At 56.8% G+C, this 21,059-nt stretch carries 18 protein-coding genes and 1 pseudogene; 14 read left to right on the top strand and 5 right to left on the bottom strand.

The window, feature by feature from the left end:
- The first annotated feature begins 61 nt into the window (after positions 1 to 61).
- Positions 62 to 1,123 carry a YncE family protein gene (locus HCH49_RS04905; RefSeq protein WP_047060969.1) on the top strand — a complete coding sequence of 354 codons (1,062 nt, stop codon included), beginning with the start codon at positions 62 to 64 and terminating at the stop codon, positions 1,121 to 1,123.
- Positions 1,124 to 1,171: 48 nt separating this feature from the next.
- Here the strand turns inward: HCH49_RS04905 and ansP are convergent, their stop codons facing one another.
- Together ansP and HCH49_RS04915 are read right to left on the bottom strand one after the other, a co-directional pair.
- Positions 1,172 to 2,668 (bottom strand): L-asparagine permease, encoded by a 1,497-nt coding sequence (gene ansP, locus HCH49_RS04910; RefSeq protein WP_023311978.1) that lies wholly within the window; start codon positions 2,666 to 2,668, stop codon positions 1,172 to 1,174.
- A 322-nt stretch (positions 2,669 to 2,990) separates the two neighbouring features.
- Entirely contained in the window at positions 2,991 to 3,887 is an 897-nt protein-coding gene (locus tag HCH49_RS04915; protein WP_221702286.1) for a LysR family transcriptional regulator, read from the bottom strand.
- A gap of 112 nt (positions 3,888 to 3,999) precedes the next feature.
- Here HCH49_RS04915 and HCH49_RS04920 point away from each other — a divergent pair, with 112 nt between their 5' ends.
- Complete coding sequence (locus HCH49_RS04920; protein WP_023311976.1) at positions 4,000 to 4,398, top strand: cupin domain-containing protein; 399 nt, start codon at positions 4,000 to 4,002, stop codon at positions 4,396 to 4,398.
- Here HCH49_RS04920 and HCH49_RS04925 read toward each other — a convergent pair.
- The gene (locus tag HCH49_RS04925) at positions 4,395 to 5,930 is read right to left on the bottom strand and encodes a methyl-accepting chemotaxis protein (protein ID WP_039262861.1); all 1,536 of its coding nucleotides are present in this window, start codon (positions 5,928 to 5,930) and stop codon (positions 4,395 to 4,397) included. The genes HCH49_RS04920 and HCH49_RS04925 overlap by 4 nt on opposite strands.
- Before the next feature lie 345 nt (positions 5,931 to 6,275).
- Here HCH49_RS04925 and HCH49_RS04930 point away from each other — a divergent pair, with 345 nt between their 5' ends.
- The 11 genes and pseudogenes from HCH49_RS04930 (at position 6,276) to HCH49_RS04985 (ending at position 16,555) form a co-directional block, all read left to right on the top strand.
- Positions 6,276 to 6,833 (top strand): AAA family ATPase, encoded by a 558-nt coding sequence (locus HCH49_RS04930; RefSeq protein ID WP_221702287.1) that lies wholly within the window; start codon positions 6,276 to 6,278, stop codon positions 6,831 to 6,833.
- Positions 6,834 to 6,924: 91 nt separating this feature from the next.
- Positions 6,925 to 7,926 (top strand): LLM class flavin-dependent oxidoreductase, encoded by a 1,002-nt coding sequence (locus HCH49_RS04935; RefSeq protein ID WP_221702288.1) that lies wholly within the window; start codon positions 6,925 to 6,927, stop codon positions 7,924 to 7,926.
- Complete coding sequence (locus HCH49_RS04940) at positions 7,923 to 9,044, top strand: M20 peptidase aminoacylase family protein (RefSeq protein ID WP_039262859.1); 1,122 nt, start codon at positions 7,923 to 7,925, stop codon at positions 9,042 to 9,044. Before HCH49_RS04935 ends, HCH49_RS04940 begins: the two co-directional genes overlap by 4 nt.
- A 16-nt stretch (positions 9,045 to 9,060) precedes the next feature.
- Positions 9,061 to 11,324: pseudogene (locus tag HCH49_RS22195) on the top strand (NtaA/DmoA family FMN-dependent monooxygenase).
- Between the two features lie 9 nt (positions 11,325 to 11,333).
- Positions 11,334 to 11,843, top strand: a complete 510-nt coding sequence (locus tag HCH49_RS04955) for a GNAT family N-acetyltransferase (protein WP_032656866.1) — start codon at positions 11,334 to 11,336, stop codon at positions 11,841 to 11,843.
- Between the two features lie 9 nt (positions 11,844 to 11,852).
- The gene (locus HCH49_RS04960) at positions 11,853 to 12,779 is read left to right on the top strand and encodes an amino acid ABC transporter permease (protein ID WP_087822655.1); all 927 of its coding nucleotides are present in this window, start codon (positions 11,853 to 11,855) and stop codon (positions 12,777 to 12,779) included.
- A complete protein-coding gene (locus HCH49_RS04965; protein ID WP_033145669.1) occupies positions 12,763 to 13,536 on the top strand; it encodes an amino acid ABC transporter ATP-binding protein in 774 nt (257 codons plus the stop codon). The genes HCH49_RS04960 and HCH49_RS04965 overlap by 17 nt, the downstream gene beginning before the upstream one ends.
- A gap of 9 nt (positions 13,537 to 13,545) precedes the next feature.
- Positions 13,546 to 14,433: an ABC transporter substrate-binding protein gene (locus HCH49_RS04970; protein ID WP_023311966.1), complete on the top strand. Its 888-nt coding sequence runs from the start codon at positions 13,546 to 13,548 to the stop codon at positions 14,431 to 14,433.
- 41 nt (positions 14,434 to 14,474) lie between these two features.
- Positions 14,475 to 15,092: a glutathione S-transferase family protein gene (locus HCH49_RS04975; RefSeq protein ID WP_167818610.1), complete on the top strand. Its 618-nt coding sequence runs from the start codon at positions 14,475 to 14,477 to the stop codon at positions 15,090 to 15,092.
- 37 nt (positions 15,093 to 15,129) lie between these two features.
- Complete coding sequence (gene pptA, locus HCH49_RS04980) at positions 15,130 to 15,360, top strand: tautomerase PptA (RefSeq protein WP_023335848.1); 231 nt, start codon at positions 15,130 to 15,132, stop codon at positions 15,358 to 15,360.
- Positions 15,361 to 15,553: 193 nt separating this feature from the next.
- Positions 15,554 to 16,555: a Kdo(2)-lipid IV(A) acyltransferase gene (locus HCH49_RS04985; RefSeq protein WP_221702289.1), complete on the top strand. Its 1,002-nt coding sequence runs from the start codon at positions 15,554 to 15,556 to the stop codon at positions 16,553 to 16,555.
- A gap of 45 nt (positions 16,556 to 16,600) precedes the next feature.
- Here the strand turns inward: HCH49_RS04985 and HCH49_RS04990 are convergent, their stop codons facing one another.
- Positions 16,601 to 18,286: an NAD-dependent malic enzyme gene (locus tag HCH49_RS04990; protein WP_221702290.1), complete on the bottom strand. Its 1,686-nt coding sequence runs from the start codon at positions 18,284 to 18,286 to the stop codon at positions 16,601 to 16,603.
- A 32-nt stretch (positions 18,287 to 18,318) separates the two neighbouring features.
- A complete protein-coding gene (locus tag HCH49_RS04995) occupies positions 18,319 to 19,266 on the bottom strand; it encodes an AEC family transporter (RefSeq protein WP_023311961.1) in 948 nt (315 codons plus the stop codon).
- Positions 19,267 to 19,670: 404 nt separating this feature from the next.
- On the opposite strand from HCH49_RS04995, the gene HCH49_RS05000 reads away from it, so the two are divergent.
- A complete protein-coding gene (locus HCH49_RS05000) occupies positions 19,671 to 21,002 on the top strand; it encodes a 2-hydroxycarboxylate transporter family protein (RefSeq protein WP_033145663.1) in 1,332 nt (443 codons plus the stop codon).
- The last annotated feature ends 57 nt before the right edge of the window (positions 21,003 to 21,059 follow it).

A 21,059-nucleotide genomic window follows, 5' to 3' on the forward strand; every position in this document is an offset into this window, starting at 1 on the left:
ATGACGTTGCCTGCCGGAAGTGATGTCAGCCCAAACCCCTCTTTTCAGAAAAGGAATTGTTATGTCTTTACGTCATCTGTGCTCGCCGAGTCTGAGCCTGTCACTGCTGTCTGCCACTTTACTGCTTGCCGGGACGTTCCAGGTGCATGCCGCCGAAGAGGTGCTGCGTAAAGCGGTGGGCAAAGGGGCGTATGAAATGGCGGTCAGCCAGCAGGAGAATGCGCTGTGGGTGGCGACCTCGCAAAGCCGCAAAACCGATAAGGGCGGAGTTATCTATCGACTTGACCCGGTCACGCTGGACGTGACGCAGGCGATTCATAGCGATCTCAAACCCTTTGGCGCCACGCTCGACGGCGCGACGCAAACCCTGTGGTTTGGCAACACCATCAACGGCGCTGTGACGGCCATCGATGCGAAAACGGGCGACGTGAAAGGGCGTCTGGTGCTTGATAATCGCCAGCGCAGTGAAACCGTGAAACCGCTGCAGCCGCGCCAGCTGGTGGCGGATGACGCGAGCAACACGATTTACATCACCGGCGTCGGCAAAGAGAGCGTGATTTGGGTGGTGGATGGCGCCACGCTGAAGCTGAAAGAGACCATTGCCAATACCGGTACGTACAGCACCGGTCTGGCGCTGGATGCGCAGGCGAAACGCCTCTATACCACGAATGCGGACGGCGAGCTGGTAACCATAGATACGGCCACCAATAAAATCCTGAGCCGCAAAAAGGTGCAGGATGACGGTAAAGAGCACTTCTACCTGAACCTCAGCCTCGATACCGCCGGCCAGCGCGCGTTCCTGACCGATTCAAAACAGCCGGAAGTGCTGGTGGTGAGCCTGAAAGACGGTAGCGTGATTGAGAAAATCGCCGCGCCGGAATCACTGGCGGTCCTGTTTAACCCGGCCCGCAATGAAGCCTATGTGACGCACCGTGAAGCCGGCAAGGTGAGCGTGATCGACGCGAAAACGTATAAGGTCACAAAAACCTTCGACACGCCGGTCTACCCGAACAGCCTGGCGCTCTCTGCGGATGGCAAAACCCTGTACGTGACGGTGAAACAAAAATCGACTCGCCAGCAGGAAGCCACCCAGCCTGACGACGTCATTCGTATCGCGCTGTAAATAAAAAAGGGAAGGCATTTGCCTTCCCTTTTTGATGCTTACGGACGCTTAACGCGAGGTTTCTTCCACCAGCGGTGCGTCGTGTTTTTCATCGTCGTGATGAACCGGCGCGGTGCTGTGGATCTCGTGAACGCGCTTACGCACGCCAAACCAGCCGGCAATCAGCAGTACCGCCAGCAGCGGAATGGTCGCAATGGTGTAAGTACCGTTCGGGTAGTCAAACGCCATCAGCACCAGCACGCTGAACAGGAACAGCAGGGTGAGCCAGGAGGTCACCGGTGCGCCCGGCATCTTGAAGCTCACATCAGCCGCTTTGCCTTCTTTGATCGCTTTGCGCAGACGCATCTGGCAGACCACGATGAAGGCCCAGGAGGCGATAATCCCCAGTGCAGCCACGTTCAGAACGATCTCAAATACGCGGGACGGCACCAGATAGTTCAGGAACACGCCAAAGACGTAAACCACCAGCGTTGCCAGAATCCCCGCATAGGGAACCTGCTGCTTGCTCATCTTCGACATGAACTTCGGCGCAGAACCGCCCATCGACATGGAGCGCAGGATACGACCGGTAGAATAAAGACCGGAGTTCAGGCTGGAGAGCGCCGCCGTCAGGACCACGATGTTCATGATGCTGCCAACGTAAGGCACGCCGAGCTTAGAGAAGAAGGTCACAAACGGACTCTGACCTGCCTGATAGGCAGTCCACGGGAGCAGCAGAACCAGCAGCACCACGGAACCGACGTAGAACAGACCGATACGCCAGATCACGCTGTTAATGGCTTTTGGCACCATGGTCTGCGGATCTTTACATTCACCTGCTGCGGTGCCCACCAGTTCGATAGAGGCGAAGGCGAACACCACGCCCTGAACCAGAACCAGCGCAGGCAGCAGACCGTGTGGGAAGAATCCGCCGTTATCGGTTATCAGATGGAAGCCGGTGGCATTGCCGTCCAGCGGCTTGCCGCTGCCGAGGAAGACGGTACCCACGACCAGGAACACCACGATGGCCAGCACTTTTACCAGCGCAAACCAGAACTCCATCTCCGCGAACCACTTCACGCCGATCATGTTCATGGTGCCGACAATCGCCAGCGCGCCAAGCGCAAAGACCCACTGCGGCACATCGCCAAACGCGCCCCAGTAGTGCATATACAGCGCAACGGCGGTGATATCGACAATACCGGTCATCGCCCAGTTGACGAAGTACATCCAGCCCGCAACGTAGGCCGCTTTTTCACCGAGGAATTCACGGGCGTAAGAGACGAAGCTTCCGCTGGAAGGGCGATGCAGTACCAGTTCGCCCAGCGCACGTAGAATGAAGAAAGAGAAGATCCCGCACACCAGATAGACCAGGGCGAGAGCCGGGCCAGCCATTTGCAGACGCGCACCCGCACCTAAAAACAGCCCCGTTCCGATAGCGCCGCCGATGGCGATCATTTGAACCTGACGGTTGCCCATCGCTTTGTGGTAGCCCTCTTCGTGGGAGTTCAACCAGCGACGTTTAGCAGCATGATGATCGGCTGCGCTTTTATTGCTTGTTTTCATTGAGTTACCTGTTTGCCTGTCTGAACCATTATCGTGATAGTCCTGCCTGGCAGAGCGCAATACAAACGATTGCTTCTGCGCAAACACATGTCGCCTTCCCAGTCATTCTGCGTATGGATAAGGCGAAACATGGCGAGGCATCCTACCTGCAATTCATAAGCGACGCAAAATATAACCGTGCCGAAAGTGATGCGCGTCGAAGGAAATCGTGTGGTCAGAGCAGACGGCGATCACAACACGCTGAATCATGGTGAGTTTTTAGACAAAACATTTGGCGGGTTGATTATTTAATCATCAGATTTTCTTAATTATTACCAGGTGGTCAAGATTTTGACTGCTGGAGAGCATCTAACAGTAACCTGAAAGCGGTAGTGTGCTGGCGACGGCTCGGATAATAAAGGTGATACCCCTCGAAAGTAGGGCACCACGATTCAAGGACCCTGACGAGCCGTCCGTGATTAAGCGCCCCCAGAACCGACGCCTCCGGCACGTAGGCTAATCCGAGGCCATTCTCAGCGGCGTCGATGCGCTGCGACAGGCTGCTCAGCGTAAGCTGCCCCTCAACCCGAACGCGAAGCTCGCGCCCGTCGCGTTCAAATTCCCAGTGATACAGTCCGCCGCGCGTGGGCAGGCGCATGTTGATGCAGCGGTGTTCAGCAAGCTGCTCCGGCGTCTGCGGCACGCCAAAGCGAGCCAGATAATCCATGGAACCGACCACGGCCATGCGCATATCCGGCGCTATCCGTACCGCAATCATATCTTTTGCCACCTGTTCACCCAGGCGTACTCCCGCGTCGAAACGGCCATCCACGATATCCGTCAGGCCGTTATCTACCGTCACTTCGACGTTAATCTCAGGATACTGCACCATAAACGCCTTCAGTACCGGCCAGAGCACGGCGTCCATCGCATGCTCGCCGGCGGCGATGCGAACAGAACCTGCGGGTTTGTTGCGTGCGCTGCGAAGCGTCGTGAGCTCCTGCTCAATCTCCATCAAATGCGGGCTTAAGCGCGTAAAGAGCTGCTCACCCGCTTGGGTGGGAACAACGCTGCGGGTTGTGCGGGTTAAAAGGCGAACGTCGAGCCGCGCTTCAAGCTTGCGCATGGCATGACTCAGCGCCGATTGCGAGACGCCCAGCTGCGCCGCCGCGCGCGTAAAGCTGCGCTCGCGGGCGACTACCATAAAAGAGAGCAGGTCGTTGAAATTATCTTTTAGCATCGCGATTGCCTCTATTTATGAATTTCAATCATATTTCCTATCTGATTATGCACACTAATGCTCCGGATTGCTTTGCGCTACTGTTAACGCAACAGTAAACGAGGAGCATAAGATGAAAATTATCCGCAGCGGATCATTACCTTCAGCAAAAGGACCGGAAGCCTGGTTCACCGGCACCGTCCGCATTGACGCACCATTTCAGGCGAGCGAACCTGCCAGCGTCGGCGGGGCAACCGTGACCTTTGAGCCGGGCGCGCGCACCGCGTGGCATACGCATCCCCTTGGGCAAACGCTGATTGTGACGCAGGGTCGCGGCTGGTTACAGGAGTGGGGCAAAGCGGCGGAAATATTGAATCAGGGCGATATCGCCTGGATCCCACCCGGCGTAAAGCACTGGCACGGCGCAAGCGCGCAAACGGCGATGACGCATATTGCCATCGCCGAATCCGTTAACGGCAGCCCGGTTGCATGGCTGGAAAAAGTCACCGACGAGCAGTATCCGAACGGCTAACCGCCAAAAACGGCAATCGCCTGCTGCAGGCGCGTGGTGCGCTGCGTCAGGTGATTCGCCGCGTGAGTGACGTTATCCACCATCCCCGTATTGTTGTGGGTCATTGCGCCGATACGGGAGATGGAGGCGTTGATGAGCGTCAGCGCCTGGGTTTGCTCCTGCGTGGCGTGGCCGATCTCCTTAATCAGGGAGGAGACCCGCAGCACGTTGTCGATCATAACCGTCAGCTGCGTTTCGGTTTGTTCTACCTTCTCCACGCCAGCGTTGACGCTGGCGACGTTTTTCTCAATCAGCGCTTTGATCTCTTTCGCCGCCGTCGCGGAGTGCTGCGCAAGATTGCGCACCTCGGCCGCCACCACGGCAAAACCGCGCCCGGCTTCACCTGCGCGCGCCGCTTCCACGGCAGCATTCAGCGCAAGAATGTTGGTCTGGAAGGCAATACGATCGATAACGCTGATAATATCGACGATCTGGCTGTTATCCTGCGACACGGATTGCATCATACCGATGGTTTCTTTCATCATCGCTTCACCGCGGTGGGCGCTGTCGCGGGTGCGATCCGCCATCTCCGTGGCTTCTTTCGCGGTTTCTGCCGTCTGCTCCACCGCGCTGGCGATCTCTTCCACCGCCGACGCGGTTTGCTGCAGGAAGTCTGCGGTCTCTTCTGAACGCGTCTGCAGCGCCGCACCTTCTTTCGCGACCTGCTGGCTGATGGTGCCAATCCCGCTGATTTGCGCCCCGACGTCGTCAACCAGCGAATTGAGGTTCAAGCCTGATTGATTTACCAGACGCATCATCAGCCCGATGTCGTCGATCCTGTCAAAATGGTAATAGTCCGTTTTACGTCCTGAAACCACGCGCTGCATCTGTTGCACAATAGATTTTACCGGACGGGCGATCTGCGCATGAAGATAATAGGTCAGGGCAATAAACAGCAGCGCCAGACTTCCCGACTGCACAAGTTTATCAGGGAATAAATACACCGCCAGGCAGGAGAGTAACGCCGTCGTCGCAATACCCAGATGGATGCGTTTACTGGTGCTAAGACATTTAAAGAGCGACATAAACGAAAATAAACCGCGCCGAACCAGTAACCCTTTATAAAAGCGGTAATGTTTTAATTCGTTATTACGCACTTTTGCATACAGTTTTTCACTGGCCGCAATCTCTTCCCGTGCGGGTATATTTCGCACGGAAATATACCCCGTCAGGGATCCACCCTGCCAGACAGGCGTCACGTTTGCCCGCACCCAGTAGTGGTCGCCATTATGACGACGGTTCTTCACCAGCCCCGTCCAGGTCTCACCCTGCTGCAGGGTATACCACATGTCGCCAAACGCTTCGGCAGGCATGTCGGGATGGCGGATGAGGTTATGCGGCTCACCCAGAAGATGTTCTTCTTTATATCCGCTGGCTTCGATAAAAGCGGAATTAGCATAGGTAATATGGCTTTTGGTATCGGTGGTCGACATTAACGTCGAACCATCGTTAAGTAAATACTCGTTTTGTGTAACGGGACTGTTACGCCTCATGAGTAACTCCATGATGATGTGCAAGAATAAAAAATGCCCGGAAAATGCTCCGGCAAGATTAATGTGATTATTTTTATATAAAGAACTGCTGCATATTCTGTCTGAAATTCTGACTGCCTGAAATACCCGTTGTTCATTATTTTTAATCTGCTAATGTTCTCGAATGTAATAAAAATGAAAATATTTTCAGGGGTGTATTCTGGAGTCGCTGCAAATAAACGACATAACCCAAACTGAAAGAGGGAGATCGTCTCTCTGGAAAAATTGCCATGCTGAAATAGCGTTTCGTTAACAGGATGAAAACGCTATCATTTGGTCAGTTTTCGTTATTACAGTGAGGCTGAGGTGAAAATTAACGTCATCGGGACCAGCGGGAGCGGAAAAAGCACGCTGGCGAAGCAGATTGCGACCGAACTGGCTATTCCCTATATCGAGATGGACAGACTCTACTGGCGACCTGACTGGCAGGGAACGCCGGACGATGTGTTTCAGGAAAAGCTGGAGCAGGCGCTACAGGCTTCGCCAGACTGGGTGCTTGACGGCAACTATAACCGCACGCGGCCGGTGAAATGGCGTAATGTCGACGTTGTGGTGTGGGTCGATTATGGCTTTGCCCGCACCCTCTGGCAGGCCGTCATCAGGGCAATCAAACGGGCCTGGCATAAGCACGAGCTCTGGCCCGGCACCGGGAACAAAGAGAGTTTCCGGCGCGCGTTCTTCAGCAGAGAGTCCATTCTCATCTGGACGATGAAAACCTGGCGTAACAACCGCGCGCGTTATGAAGCCGATCTGCAAAACCCGCAGTATGGACATATTCGCTTCGTCCGCATTACCCGGCGCGGGCAGGGGAAAACGCTGATTGCCGACTTAAAGCCTTATCTTAGCATGGTTTTATATATCTGATTTCCGGCAAACTAAATGTAAATTAATTGTTTCTCAGTGGTGAAATGCGCCTTTAATAATGTCGACATGTTAAGTCAAACGAGAACGCAACATGTCATGGCGAATCAGCATTCTGGATAAAAGCCCCATCGCTGAAAACGAAACGGCTGCCGATGCGCTGGCGCGTACGCTGGCGCTGGCGCAGCAGGCAGAAAATCTGGGCTATCACCGCTTCTGGATTGCCGAACACCACAACACTCCCCACCTTGCCAGCCCCTCGCCGGAGCTGCTGATTGCCTGGATTCTCGGGCAAACCACGCGCATCCGCGTCGGATCCGGCGGCGTGATGCTCCAGCACTACAGCCCTTATAAAGTCGCCGAGAATTTCAACGTGCTGGCGGCGCTGGCGCCCGGCCGCGTGGATCTCGGCGTCGGAAAAGCCCCCGGCGGGCTGCCGCTCTCAACCCGCGCGCTGCAGCAGGGGCTGAATCAACAGGAAAAGGGCAGCTTCGCCGAACAGCTGGCCCAGCTCGATCGCTGGATCCGTCCTGAGCATCAGTCTCATGAAGAGGCCGTTCGCGCCACGCCGCTGCCGCCGCTGCCTGCCGAGGGTTTCCTGCTGGGCGCGAGTATCGATAGCGCGCTGCTGGCCGCCGGGCTCGGCTGGCACTTTGTCTTTGCCGCGCATCTGAACGGTGACCCGGACCTGCTGCGCGAGGTGGTTTCGACCTGGCGTAAGCACAGCGCACGGGACGTGATTGTGGCGGTACAGGCGATTGTTGCGCCGACGCAGGCCGAGGCGGAAGCCCTGGCGCAGAAGGTCGAAGTGTGGGGCGTTGAGCTGGCAAACGGCCAGCGTGTCACCGTGGCAAGCGAAGAGCAGGCCTACGCCTTTGCGCGCCAGGCGGGCAGCGAGCCGGTGCGCATTGCACGTCGGGCGCAGTCGCTGCTGGCGGGTACGGCTGAGTCGGTGCTCGAACAGCTTAACGCCCTGCATGAAAAGTGGGGCATTGACGAATTTATCATCGACACGCCGGTAGCGGAGGGGGCAACGCGCGTCGCGTCGCTGCGCCTGCTTGCCGAGGCGCGTCTTAACAAGGAGGTCACCGTATGAGCTTTGGCGAACAGCTGATTGCCTGGCGCCGCGAGCTGCACCAGAACCCGGAGCTCTCCGGCCAGGAAGTGGAGACCACAACGCGTCTGCGCCAGTGGCTGACGAATGCCGGGATTACCCCGCAGCCTTACGACCTGTCGACCGGGCTGGTGGCGGAAATCGGCTCGGGCAACAAACTGATTGCGCTGCGCGCGGATATCGACGCCCTGCCGATTGAAGAGCGCAGCGGCGTGCCGTTTAGCTCCCAGCGTGCAGGCGTAATGCATGCCTGCGGACACGATATCCACACCAGCGTGATCCTCGGCGCCGCGTTAAAGCTGAAAGAGCGGGAAGCCTCGCTTAACGGCCGGGTGCGGATCCTGTTTCAGCCTGCCGAAGAGAACTTTGGCGGTGCGAAGAGCATGGTGCGGGCCGGTGCCCTGCGTGACGTCAGCGCCATCTTCGGCATGCACAACGAGCCCGGCCTGCCGGTCGGTGAGTTCGCTACCCGCGGCGGGCCGTTTTATGCCAACGTCGATCGCTTCGTGATCCGCATTACCGGTAAGGGCGCGCACGCCGCACGTCCGCACGAAGGTAATGACGCCATCGTGCTGGCGAGCCAGCTGGTGACGGCGCTGCAAAGCGTCGCCAGCCGCAACGTCAATACGCTGGACTCGGTGGTGCTGAGCGTGACGCGCATTGCAGGCGGTAACACCTGGAACGTGCTGCCGGAAAGCGTCGAGCTGGAAGGCACGCTGCGCACCCATCGCACGGAAGTACAGCAGAACGTGAAAGCCCGCGTGGGCGAAATCGCCGCCGGGTTTGCCAGCGCCTTCAGCGCGCAGATTGACATTACCTGGTATGCCGGGCCCACCGCGCTGGTGAACGACGAGCGCTGGGCCGATTTCGCCACCTCGGTCGCCAGAGAAGCAGGCTACGAAACCCGGCACGCCGAGCTGCATATGGGCGGGGAAGATTTCGCGGTCTATCTGCAGCAGATCCCGGGGGCGTTTGTCAGCATCGGCAGCAACAGCCCGTATGGTTTACATCATCCGGCATTCAACCCGGATGAGGCATTAATTGAGCCCGCTGCCCGCTATTTTGCACAGCTTGCGGAAAAAGCCCTGCAACACGTTTAATTCTGGAGAGGTGAATATGTCTGCACATCGTCAACTGCGGCTCGGGACCATTTTGCATGGTGCATCGGGAAATATGTCCGCCTGGCGTCACCCTGAGGCCGTCGCCGATGCCAGCATCAATTTTGATTTCGTCAAAGCGACGGCGTTAAAGGCGGAGGAGGGCAAACTCGATTTTTTATTCGTTGCCGACGGTCTCTATATCAACGAGAAATCGATCCCGCATTTTTTAAACCGCTTTGAACCGCTGACGGTGTTATCCGCTCTCGCCAGCATCACCTCGCGCCTGGGGCTGGTAGGAACCTTATCCACCTCCTACAGCGAGCCTTTCACTACGGCGCGCCAGTTCGCCAGCCTCGACCACCTCAGCAACGGACGCGCGGGCTGGAACGTGGTGACTTCGCCGCTGGAAGGGTCAGCGAAGAACTTTTCCCGTGAAAAACATCCCGAGCACGCTCTGCGCTATCGCATTGCGGATGAATATCTCGACGTGGTGAAAGGGCTGTGGGATTCCTGGGAAGGCGACGCCTTTGTGCGCAACAAAGAGAGCGGTCAGTTTTTTGACCCGGCAAAATTGCATACCCTGGACCACCACGGTGATTTCTTCCAGGTCGCCGGTCCTCTGAATATTGGTCGAACGCCGCAGGGGCGGCCGATTGTCTTTCAGGCAGGCGCGTCGGACGACGGGAAAAAGCTGGCGGCGAAACATGCCGATGCCATTTTTACCCATCACGAGACCCTCGATGAGGCAAAAGCGTTTTATCGCGACGTGAAGCAGCAGCTGGAAAGTAACGGACGCCGCGCGTCAGATTTACATATTTTCCAGGGCGTCAGCGTGATTGTGGGTAAAGACGCCGATGACGTGGAAAACCAGTATCAAACCACGGCGGCGCTGGTGTCGATTAACGATGCCCTCAACTACCTCGGACGCTATTTCGAACATCACGATTTCAGCCAGTACCCGCTCGACGAACCGTTCCCGGATATCGGCGACTTAGGCAAAAACAGCTTCCGCAGCACCACTGATGAAATTAAGCGTAATGCCCGCGAGCGCAGCTTAACCCTGCGTCAGGTGGCGCTGGAAGCCGCCTCGCCGCGACCGCGCTTTTCCGGTACGCCGGAAGAGGTGGCCGACGGTCTGCAGGCCTGGTTTGAAGGCTATGCCGCAGACGGCTTCATCATTCAGGGCGGCACGCCGGACACCTTCCCGCGCTTTGTTGACCAGGTGGTGCCCGTTTTACAGGCGCGCGGCCTGTTCCGTACCGACTACCCGGGCACCACGCTGCGCGAAAGCCTCGGCTTAGACGAACCTAAAAACCAATACACACAACAATAAAAGAGAACCCCGCTATGCAGAAAACAACGCTTATTCTGGCGCTCGCGCTGGCCTTTACCCCTGCCGTCTGGGCAGAGAATGTGAATATTAACGGCACCGGCGTGAGCATCGAGGCCAATAAAACGCCGGTTAATACCGTCAAAAACAGCGAGGCGGTGGCACAGCTGCCGAAAGATTATCGCTTTGCCGTGCCGGGGAAATTTACCGTGGCGGTGGCGGGCCTCAATCAACCGCCGCTGACGGTGTTTTCCGACGACAACAAAACGCTGCTGGGAAGCGAGGTTGACGTCGCCCGTCTGGTCGCTGACAGCCTCGGGCTGGAGCTAAACGTGGTGCCAACCTCCTGGGAAGACTGGCCGCTGGGCGTGGCTTCCGGAAAATATGACGCGGCCATCAGCAACATCACCGTCACCAAAGAGCGTAAAGAGAAGTTTGACTTTGCCACCTACCGCAAAGATTCCCTCGGGTTCTACGTGAAATCAACCAGCCCGATCAAGTCGTTGCAAAAGGCTGAGGACATCGCCGGGCTGCGGATTATCGTCGGCTCCGGCACCAACCAGGAGGCCATCCTCCTGGCCTGGAATGCCGAAAACCTCAAGAAGGGGCTGAAGCCCTTTACCCCGATCTACACCAAAGACGATGCGGCACAAACGCTGGCCCTGCAGTCCGGGCGCGCGGATGCCTACTTTGGCCCGAACGTGATTGGCGCCTGGAAAGCGGCGCTGAACGGGAAAACCAAACTGGTGGGTAGCGTCGACGGCGGCTGGCCGAAGGCGGCGCACATTGCGGTTACGCTGAAGAAAGGCAGCGGGCTGGTTGAGCCGGTGCAAACCGCGCTGAACGGCGTGATCAAAAACGGCGACTACGACAAAGTGCTGAACCGCTGGGGGGAAGGCGTTGAGCGTATTCCTCAGTCAGAAGTGAACCCGGCTGGCCTGGGCGATTAAGGAGGCGTGATGAGCGAACGATTTCGTGATGTTTCACCGGAAGACGCCGAGCTTCAGCCCATTATCGAAGGGCTGTTCGGTGAATATGCCGCCCGCTACGGGGACTACTTCTCCAAAGACGCGGAAGTTGAGCTTACAGAGTGGTATTTAGCGCCGCAGGGGCTGTTTATCGTACTGGAGCGCGACGGGAAGATTATCGCCACCGGCGCGTACAAACCTTTCGACGAACGCACCGCGGAAATCAAACGCATCTGGACGGACAAAACCCTGCGTCAGCAGGGGCTTGCCGGGCGCGTGGTGCAGGAGCTTGAGCGCAGGGCGGTGCTGGCAGGATACAGCCAAATTTACCTGACAACCGGTTTTCGCCAGCCGGAAGCGGTCAGGCTCTATCTCAGCCAGGGCTATCAGGCGCAGTTCGATCTGAACCGCGATCCGGAAGAGTACAGCCAGCCGCCGTTTGATGGTCGGCTGCGCTTCACCAAAACGCTGGTACGCGAAGCGTTCAGTAAAACCGCATGAGGAACGACGATGAGCAACGTTGAAACCATTAAGGTGGTCCCGGCGCGTTATCCGCTGCGGGCCGTCGGCGCCGCGGTGGCGCTGTTTGTCCTGGCGGTCGTGATTCAGTCCGTGGCCTTTAACCCGCGCTGGGAGTGGACGGTGTTTGCCCGCTGGTTCTTTGACCCGGTGATCCTCGAAGGTGTCGGGCAGACCCTGCTGCTGACGCTGATCGGCACCGCGCTGAGCGTGGTGCTTGGCGGCATGCTGGCGCTGGCGAGACTCTCTTCATCCTGGCTGCTGAGCAGCCTGGCGTGGGCCTACATCTGGCTGTTTCGGTCGCTGCCGCTGATCGTGGTGCTGATCATTCTCTACAACTTCTCCTATCTCTACGACACGCTCTCGCTCGGCGTGCCGTTCACCGGCATCACCTGGGGCAGCTTTGAAACCATCAACGTGCTGGGTCAGTTTTCTACCGCCGTGGTGGGGCTCACCCTGGTGCAGAGCGCCTATACCGCCGAGATCGTTCGCGGCGGATTCCTCGGGGTCGATCACGGCCAGTATGAGGCCGCCGCCGCGCTCGGTCTGCCGGCCTGGCGACGCACGGTGCGCATCATTTTGCCTCAGGCGCTGCGCACCATTCTGCCGTCGGGGTTCAATGAAATCATCAGCCTCGCCAAGGGTACGGCGATGGTATACGTCCTGGCGATGCCGGAGCTGTTCTATACCATCCAGATGATCTACAACCGCACGCAGGAGGTGATCCCGCTGCTGATGGTCGGTGCCGCATGGTATCTGGCGATCACCACCGTCCTGTCCGCTATCCAGTATGGCGTCGAGCGCGCGCTTGCCCGCAGCGAACGCCGCTCTGCCGTTAACCAGAACCGTGCTGTCCGTCGCACCCGTTCTGTCACCACCACGCCAGCACAGGAGCCCGTCCATGCAAGCCTCTCCTGAAGGACATATTTCGATTACCGGCGTCAGCAAGTATTTCGGTCGCCATAAGGCGCTCGACAACGTTTCGCTTGAGATCCCGCCCGGGTCCGTGACGGTGATCCTCGGGCCGTCCGGCTCCGGCAAATCGACGCTGCTGCGCACCATTAACCACCTGGAGCGCGTCGATGAAGGTTTTATTCAGATCGACGGAGACTACATCGGCTATCGCCGTGAGGGCGACAGGCTGTATGAGCTGAAGGAGAAGGAGATCCTCAAGCAGCGCGTCAACGTGGGCTACGTGTTTCAGAACTTCAATCTCTTTCCCCACCTCACGGTGCTGGAAAACCTGATTGAGGCGCCCATCGCGCATAAAAAGCTCAGCAAAAAAGAGGCAGTGGAAAGGGCGTACAGCCTGCTGGACGTGGTCGGGCTGCGGGATAAAGCCGATGCCTGGTCTCGTCATCTCTCCGGCGGGCAGCAGCAGCGTATTGCCATTGCCCGCGCGCTGGCGCTGCGTCCCCGCGTGATGCTGTTTGATGAGCCCACCTCGGCGCTCGATCCGGAGCTGGTGGGGGAAGTGTTAGACGTGATCAAAAAGCTGGCCCGGTCCGGCACCACGCTGGTGGTAGTGACCCACGAGATCGGCTTTGCCCGGGAAGTGGCGGATCAGGTGGTGTTTATGGTCGACGGAAAAATCGTCGAGCAGGGAAGCAGTGACGAGGTATTAAACCGTCCGTCACATGCGCGAACGCGCCAGTTTCTCTCCAAAGTCTTGTAAGGAGTGCCAATGAAATATGGACTTCTGGCGGGGCTGGTCTTCACGACGGCGAGCCACGCCAGCATTGATTTGAAAGCCAACGAGCAGCCGCTGCCGGTGACGGTGGATAGGCAGGCCGTGGCGAAGATCCCCGCCAATTACAAATTCGTTGAGCCGGGTACGCTGACGGTTGCCGTTTCGGCGCTGAATTCTCCGCCGCTGGCGCTGCTGGCCAGCGATAACCGCACGCGCATCGGCAGCGACCCGGATATCGCCCGCCTGCTGGCGGGCAGCCTGGGGCTAAAGCTGAAGCTGGTGCCGACGGCGTGGGAAGACTGGCCGCTCGGGATCGCCTCCGGGCGCTACGACGTGGCGCTGGTGAACATTGCGGTGACCGAACAGCGTAAAGAGAAGTTTGATTTTGCGACCTACCGCGTCGATTCGCTGGCGTTTTCGGTGAAATCCACCAGCGAGATTCAGTCAATCAAAAGCGCGGAAGATCTGGCCGGGAAAAAGGTGATCGTCGGCTCCGGTACGAATCAGGAGCGCATTCTGCTAGGCTGGAACGAAGAGAACAAAAAGGCGGGAAGGGCGCCTGCGCTGCCGGTCTATCTCCACGACGATGCCTCGGGCAATCTCTATATTCAGTCCGGCAGGGCGGATGTGTTCTTTGGCCCTCAGTCGGTTTCAGCCTACAAAGCGGCGCTCACGGGCAAAACCCGCGTGGTCGGTTTAGGGCCGAAAAAAGCCTATGTCGCGACCACCACCAAAAAAGGCAATGAGCTGGTGTACGCGCTGCAGGCCGCGCTGGACGGCGCGATTAAGCGGGGTGATTACCAGAAGGTGCTGGCGCGCTGGGGCGAGCAGGGCGAAGCGGTGGCGCAGTCGGAGGTCAACCCGCCTGGGATAACCTACTAATGGTGCTCTACACTTAGGGTTTTCATCCCGCAGGGGGCAACATGATTAAACTCTATGGCGTACCCGGCTGGGGCTCGGCAATCGGTGAAGTGATGCTAACCCTGGCCGATATCCCTTATCAATTTATCAACGTGGACGGGTTTGACCAGCCCGGTCCGCAGCGTGAGCTGCTGCAAAAGCTTAACCCGCTGTGTCAGGTGCCCACGCTGGAGCTGGAAAATGGCGCCATCATGACCGAAACGGCGGCGATTGCCCTGATGGTGCTCGACAGATGTCCCGATCTCGCGCCGCCCGTGGGGCAGGCCGAACGCCAGCAGTTTCAGCGCTTGCTGATCTGGTTTGTGGCCAACGTCTATCCCACGTTTACGTATGCGGACTATCCCGAACGCTGGGCGCCGGATGCGCCTGAACAGCTGCAGAAAAACTGCATCGAATACCGGAAGTCCCTCTATTTGTGGTTCGAAACTCAGCTCAAGGCCGCCCCGTTTGCGCTGGGGGAACGGCTGTCGCTGCTGGACGTGTATATCGCGGTGGCGCGCACCTGGGGGCCACGCCATGACTGGTTTGCAACCAATACGCTGAGGTTTACGGCTATTGCGGACACCGTATGTCAGCTGCCGGAACTGCACAAGGTGTTAAAGGCCAACGGTATTATCTGATAACGTGGAGCCCTGACTCACAACTGGAAGCCTGCATATGCCACACGTAGATATCAAATGTTTTCCCCGCGATTTGAACGACGAACAAAAAACCGCACTGGCCGAGGATATTGCTGAGGTCATTATTCGCCATTTCAACAGCAAAGACAGCTCGGTGTCCGTTGCGTTGAATCAGGTGAACCAGGAGGACTGGAAAGCGCAGGTCTGGGATACCGAAATAGGACCGAAGCTGGACGAATTAATCAAAAAGCCAGGCTATTCAATGTAAGCGCAATTGCCGGGGGGAACTCTTCTCCCCGGTTTTTCCCCGCCTCGTCTTCCCGCTTTTTCGCAAAAATCGATAAAAATGCGTTTTATCTTATCCGTTACACTTTACGTTTCTGGCTGACAGCCCATCAATCCTTAGGAAAGATCTCAAACAGAATCAGTTAAGGACAGACACGCTAAAGGATAATTTTCTCATGACAAAATTACCCCGTTTTTCACTCGCCTTTCTTCACCCTCGTTACTGGCTAAGCTGGGCTGGCATCGCCGCGCTGTGGCTCATCATGCTGCTCCCTTATCCGCTGCTGTTCCGAATCGGCCACAGTCTTGGACGGCTGGCGATGCGCCTGCTTCCGCGCCGCGTTGAGATTGCCCGCCGCAACCTGGAACTCTGTTTTCCGGAGATGAAAAAGGCGGAGCGAGAGTCACTGCTGCAGCGTAATTTTGAATCGGTAGGAATGGGGGTAATCGAAACCGGGATGGCATGGTTCTGGCCTGCGTGGCGGGTGAAGAAATGCTTTACCGTGACGGGTTATGAGCACATGGAAAAGGCGCGGGCAAAGGGAAATGGCGTGGTGCTCGTTGGCATGCATTTTCTCACCCTTGAGCTGGGCGCGCGGATCTTTGGCATGCTCAACCCCGGCATTGGGGTGTATCGTCCGAATAATAACGCGCTGCTGGACTGGCTTCAGACGCGCGGGCGCCTGCGCTCCAATAAAACCATGCTCGATCGTCATGATTTAAAGGGCATGATCCGCTCGCTGAAGCAGAATGAAATTTTGTGGTACGCCCCGGACCATGACTATGGCAAAACCAATAGCGTCTTTGTGCCGTTCTTTGCGGTTGCGGATGCCGCCACGACCGCTGGAAGCTATATGCTGGTCAAAAGCGCTAAGCCTGCCGTCATTCCCTTTGTGCCGCGCCGCCGGGCGGACGGTACCGGCTACGAACTGATTATTCTGGAGGATATCAGCGAGTCGCTGCAGGGGGGCGATAAAGAATCTGTTGCGACGCAGATGAACAGGGCGATTGAGCAGGCGGTACGGGTGGCGCCAGAACAGTATATGTGGCTGCACCGGCGCTTCAAAACGCGTCCTGAAGGTCAGCCTGACCGGTATGCCCGCCGCAAGAGCGTGGCACCACGGGCTGATATCCTGTCCGCCGCCGATCTTTCCGACCGGTCGGGCGTCCAGCACTAAGGCAGCAATCCAGCCCTCACCGTGCAGTGAGGGCTGGATCGAGGCTTACAGCGCAGACCTGCGGTACGGCGCATAGTCCGCCTGCCACCAGGTCTTCTCAATACGCGCCATCAGCGTCTCATCATCTATCGCCGGAGCCACGCCCTGTTCAATCGCGGCCCGGGCGACGGCAACGGCAATCTGGCGTGAAACCGTTTCAATCTGATCTACCGGCGGCAGCAATCCGCCTTTTTCCGTGGTGACCAGCGGAGACTGCGCGGCCAGGCTGCGGCTTGCTGCCATCAGCATCTCTTCCGTCACCCGGCGCGCGTTACAGGCCAGCACGCCCAGCCCCAGGCCCGGGAAAATATAGGCGTTGTTACACTGGGCGATCTCGTAGTGTTCATTCTCCCAGAATACCGGGGCGAACGGGCTGCCGGTGGCCACCAGCGCGGCACCCTGGGTCCAGGCGATAAGATCCTGCGGCTGGGCTTCCGCCCGCGAGGTCGGGTTCGAGAGCGGCATGATGATCGGGCGCGGACAGTGGCGATGCATCTCTTTGACAATCTCTTCGCTGAACAGCCCCGGCTGGCCCGAAACGCCGATCATCACCGTGGGATGCGCGTTCTTCACCACGTCCAGCAGGGACATGTTCTTCGCGTCAACCTGCCAGCTGCATACGGCGTCGCGCGCGGTAAGCAGGTTTTTCTGGAAATCGAGCAGGTTGGTCATGTCGTCGGTCAGCAGGCCGAAGCGATCGACCATAAAGATCCGGCTGCGCGCTTCCGGCTCGGCCAGGCCGTCATCCACCATTAGCGCCACAATTTTTTCAGCTATTCCGCATCCGGCAGAGCCGCTGCCCAGGAATACCACGCGCTGGTCGCGAATGCGCGTGCCCGCGGCATGGGCCGCCGCCATCAGCGTACCGGCGGTCACGGCGGCCGTGCCCTGGATATCATCATTGAAGCAGCACAGCTGGTCGCGGTAGCGCTGAAGCAGCCTGGTGGCGTTTTTCTGCGCAAAGTCCTCAAATTGCAGGAGCACATTGGGCCAGCGCGCTTTAACGGTGCTGACAAACATATCCATAAACTCAGCGTACTGGTCGTCGCTGATGCGCGGGTGGCGCCAGCCCATATACATCGGGTCGTCGAGGTGCTGCTGATTATTGGTGCCGACATCCAGCATAATCGGCAGGGTAGAGGCCGGATGGATCCCTCCGCAGGCGGTATACAGCGACAGCTTACCAATTGGGATACCCATTCCGCCGATACCCTGATCGCCAAGCCCTAAAATACGTTCCCCGTCCGTCACCACAATCACGCGAACGTCGTTGCGCGAAAAGCTTTGCAGCATTTCATCAATACGATGGCGATTCGGCCATGAAATAAACAGGCCGCGCGCGCGTCGATAAATCGTGGAGAAATGCTCGCAGGCTTCACCGACCGTCGGGGTATAGATAATCGGTAACGTCTCTTTGAGATGCGAACGCAGGAGGTTATAAAAGAGCGTTTCATTGGTGTCCTGAATATTTCGCAGGTAAACATGACGCGAAATATCGCTTTTAAAATGGCAGAACTGCACCCAGGCGCGCTCGGTTTGTTCTTCAATGGTTTCAACGTTGTGCGGCAATAACCCGTGCAGATTAAAATTGTCACGCTCTTCTTTAATAAATGCGAGCCCTTTATTTAACAGCGGGTTTTCCAGCAATACGGCCCCGTTATAGGGGGTGTACAGAACTTCTTTCCGGGACATGGTTAACTCCTGAATTTTTTATATAAAGCAGATTAAGAAATAAAATAGATCATAATGCCTTCGGTCACGACCCCGACGGCAGTGCCAATTAATATGGAAGAGGATGCGGTATCAATATAGGTATCGCTGCGTAAGGCAAACATCCCCGCGGCAATCGCGGAAGGCGTTGCGCCAATAATGACGACCTGCTGCAGTAAGGTATGGCTCAGGCCAAAGGCGATCCCCGCGGCGGCCATCATTGCCGGCTGAATAAGGTTTTTAATACTGATGTTGGTAAACGTCTGCACGTTCAGTTTTGGACGTTCACCGTAAAACAACAGGCCGAGGGCAAACAGGGACAGCCCGCCTGAAACCTTTCCAACCATCTCAATAGGCATGCTGAGAATAGAAGGAATTTGCACGCCTGCCAGACTGAGCAATACGCCGGAGACCGGGATCCAGACGATAGGATTGCGCGCCGCCTTGATGAGGTTTTGTACGATCATCGCGCCCGGGTGCAGCGCCTCCAGGCCATCTTGACCGTTTTTATCACCCATACGAATCAGGACGATAGTCAGAGGGATCATGATAACGCTGGTAATAATATTGCCAATCAGCACGCCGATAAATCCTTCCGGCCCAATCAAGACCGCCAGGACCGGTGCGCCAAAGTAGGCCATATCGGGAAAGGCGCAAACCAGAGACTGAATGGCGCTGGTTTTGATATCGTGGCGAAAAACGTAGCGTGAAATAAATAGCGTCAGTAAATACGACCCCATTAAACCGACAACTAAAACGGCCATAAAGGTCAGGTTCTTAATTTTATTCGGGTCGGTATGCAATGCGCCTATAAAAAGATGGAAAGGAAGGGCGAAACGAATCACCACGGTTGCCATAACGTTTGCATCTTCACGCCGGGAATATCCCAGCTTTCCACTTAGCCATCCAAGTAACATTATAAAGACGAGCGGAAACAGTGACTGTAATAGTAATGAAGGCATAGTATTTCCTGTAGGGTATTTTATGTGTTTTATTGCAGCGCTAATCTAGCGCTTAGAAAGCAGGGCAGGAGTGACAAGGGTCACACTCTCTCTGGTTTTATTAATTTCAAAAAGATTGCATTAGTTGGATAACTAATACTTTCGTCAAATATTGATAAGACGCAAGAAAGCGACAATGGTCGCCATAAATAACTTTAGTTACTTAATGCTGAATTAAGTTATTTAAACGCAAAGAGCCGAATTGTTCACATTTCTCCCGGCAGGCCCGTGCTAATTTCATGTTGAGCCTGATTTTAGAAAAGGCCATCTAAGTCTTTATTTATATTTAAAAACATTTATTCGTATCAGGAATAGTTTCAGTTATTCCTTTCTCTGTTTATCCGAACACAAATTCAGGTGATTATATGAAAGATAATCCTGTACCCACTTCTGAACTGTCGACCTCGCGTTTTGCCTTTGGGCTCAACAATACCGAGGTGGGCACGGTCCCGTTGATGCTGTTCGTCGGGATTGCCGCGATTGTGGCGACGTCCGCCTGGGCAGGGCTGCTGCCAAAAAATATGATTGGTGGACTCGCGGTCATCATGACCCTCGGCTTCGCGTTTGCCAAGGTAGGGCGTCAAATCCCGGTGCTGAAAGATATCGGCGGCCCGGCGATCCTGTGCCTGATGGTCCCCTCCGTGCTGGTCTATTTTGGCGTATTCGGGAAACATACCCTTGATACCGTGCATCTGCTGATGAAAGAGGCGAATCTGCTCTATTTCGTCATCGCCTGCCTGGTGGTCGGCAGCATTCTGGGGATGAACCGGGTGCTGCTGATCCAGGGGATGATGCGCATGTTTGTTCCGCTGGTGGCCGGAACATGCATGGCCGTGCTGAGCGGCCTCATTGTGGGCTCACTGTTTGGTTATACGCCTTACCACACCTTCTTCTTCATCATTGTGCCCATCATCGGCGGCGGGATTGGCGAGGGGATTTTGCCGCTGTCCCTGGCCTATTCGGCAATACTGGGGCAGACGCCGGACGTCTACGTTGCACAGCTGGCACCCGCTGCGGTCGTCGGGAATATCTTCGCCATTATTTGTGCGGGCTCGCTGGCGCGTCTCGGCGCGAAACGCCCTGCGCTTTCGGGAAATGGCATGCTTACGCGGAGTAAAGACGACGCCAGCCTTTTTGCCGGGGCGCAAAGCACGCAGCAGACGGATTTTCATCTGATGGGGGGCGGATTGCTGATGGTGTGCGCGTTTTTCATCGTCGGCGGATTGTTTGAAAAACTGGTACACATTCCCGGCCCGGTGCTGATGATCCTGATTGCCGTCCTGTGTAAATACTTCAGGGTTATCCCGGCCTCAATGGAGCAGGGCGCGCACAGTTGCTATAAATTCGTCTCGGCTGCGCTGGTCTGGCCGCTGATGATCGGCCTCGGGATGTTATACGTGCCGCTTGAAAGCGTGGTGTCGGTCTTCTCGGTGGGATACGTGGTGGTGTGCGGTTCGGTCGTGATTGCGATGGCGCTGAGCGGCTACTTTATCGCCTCGCGTCTGAATATGTATCCTGTGGAAGCGGCCATTGTGACCTGCTGCCACAGCGGGCTGGGCGGAACGGGGGACGTGGCCATTTTGTCCGCGTCTAACCGGATGTCGCTGATGCCGTTCGCGCAGATCGCCACCCGCATCGGCGGCGCGTCGACGGTGATTTTCGCCACGCTGCTGATGGGCTGGATAATGGCGCACTGATCCGAAACGTCAGGATGCTGAATCGCAACGACATTTTCAGGGTGCCGCTGCGGTTCA

The sequence above is a fragment of the Enterobacter sp. Y17 genome, assembly GCF_019730495.1.
GTDB classification, from domain to species: domain Bacteria; phylum Pseudomonadota; class Gammaproteobacteria; order Enterobacterales; family Enterobacteriaceae; genus Enterobacter; species Enterobacter asburiae_B.

What these genes read in the sequence shown, in the direction of transcription:
- HCH49_RS04905 (WP_047060969.1), top strand. Translation starts at nt 62, where the DNA reads ATGTCTTTACGTCATCTGTGCTCGCCGAGTCTGAGCCTGTCACTGCTG.
- ansP (WP_023311978.1), bottom strand. Translation starts at nt 2,668, where the DNA reads ATGAAAACAAGCAATAAAAGCGCAGCCGATCATCATGCTGCTAAACGT.
- HCH49_RS04915 (WP_221702286.1), bottom strand. Translation starts at nt 3,887, where the DNA reads ATGCTAAAAGATAATTTCAACGACCTGCTCTCTTTTATGGTAGTCGCC.
- HCH49_RS04920 (WP_023311976.1), top strand. Translation starts at nt 4,000, where the DNA reads ATGAAAATTATCCGCAGCGGATCATTACCTTCAGCAAAAGGACCGGAA.
- HCH49_RS04925 (WP_039262861.1), bottom strand. Translation starts at nt 5,930, where the DNA reads ATGAGGCGTAACAGTCCCGTTACACAAAACGAGTATTTACTTAACGAT.
- HCH49_RS04935 (WP_221702288.1), top strand. Translation starts at nt 6,925, where the DNA reads ATGTCATGGCGAATCAGCATTCTGGATAAAAGCCCCATCGCTGAAAAC.
- HCH49_RS04940 (WP_039262859.1), top strand. Translation starts at nt 7,923, where the DNA reads ATGAGCTTTGGCGAACAGCTGATTGCCTGGCGCCGCGAGCTGCACCAG.
- HCH49_RS04955 (WP_032656866.1), top strand. Translation starts at nt 11,334, where the DNA reads ATGAGCGAACGATTTCGTGATGTTTCACCGGAAGACGCCGAGCTTCAG.
- HCH49_RS04960 (WP_087822655.1), top strand. Translation starts at nt 11,853, where the DNA reads ATGAGCAACGTTGAAACCATTAAGGTGGTCCCGGCGCGTTATCCGCTG.
- HCH49_RS04965 (WP_033145669.1), top strand. Translation starts at nt 12,763, where the DNA reads ATGCAAGCCTCTCCTGAAGGACATATTTCGATTACCGGCGTCAGCAAG.
- HCH49_RS04970 (WP_023311966.1), top strand. Translation starts at nt 13,546, where the DNA reads ATGAAATATGGACTTCTGGCGGGGCTGGTCTTCACGACGGCGAGCCAC.
- HCH49_RS04975 (WP_167818610.1), top strand. Translation starts at nt 14,475, where the DNA reads ATGATTAAACTCTATGGCGTACCCGGCTGGGGCTCGGCAATCGGTGAA.
- pptA (WP_023335848.1), top strand. Translation starts at nt 15,130, where the DNA reads ATGCCACACGTAGATATCAAATGTTTTCCCCGCGATTTGAACGACGAA.
- HCH49_RS04985 (WP_221702289.1), top strand. Translation starts at nt 15,554, where the DNA reads ATGACAAAATTACCCCGTTTTTCACTCGCCTTTCTTCACCCTCGTTAC.
- HCH49_RS04990 (WP_221702290.1), bottom strand. Translation starts at nt 18,286, where the DNA reads ATGTCCCGGAAAGAAGTTCTGTACACCCCCTATAACGGGGCCGTATTG.
- HCH49_RS04995 (WP_023311961.1), bottom strand. Translation starts at nt 19,266, where the DNA reads ATGCCTTCATTACTATTACAGTCACTGTTTCCGCTCGTCTTTATAATG.
- HCH49_RS05000 (WP_033145663.1), top strand. Translation starts at nt 19,671, where the DNA reads ATGAAAGATAATCCTGTACCCACTTCTGAACTGTCGACCTCGCGTTTT.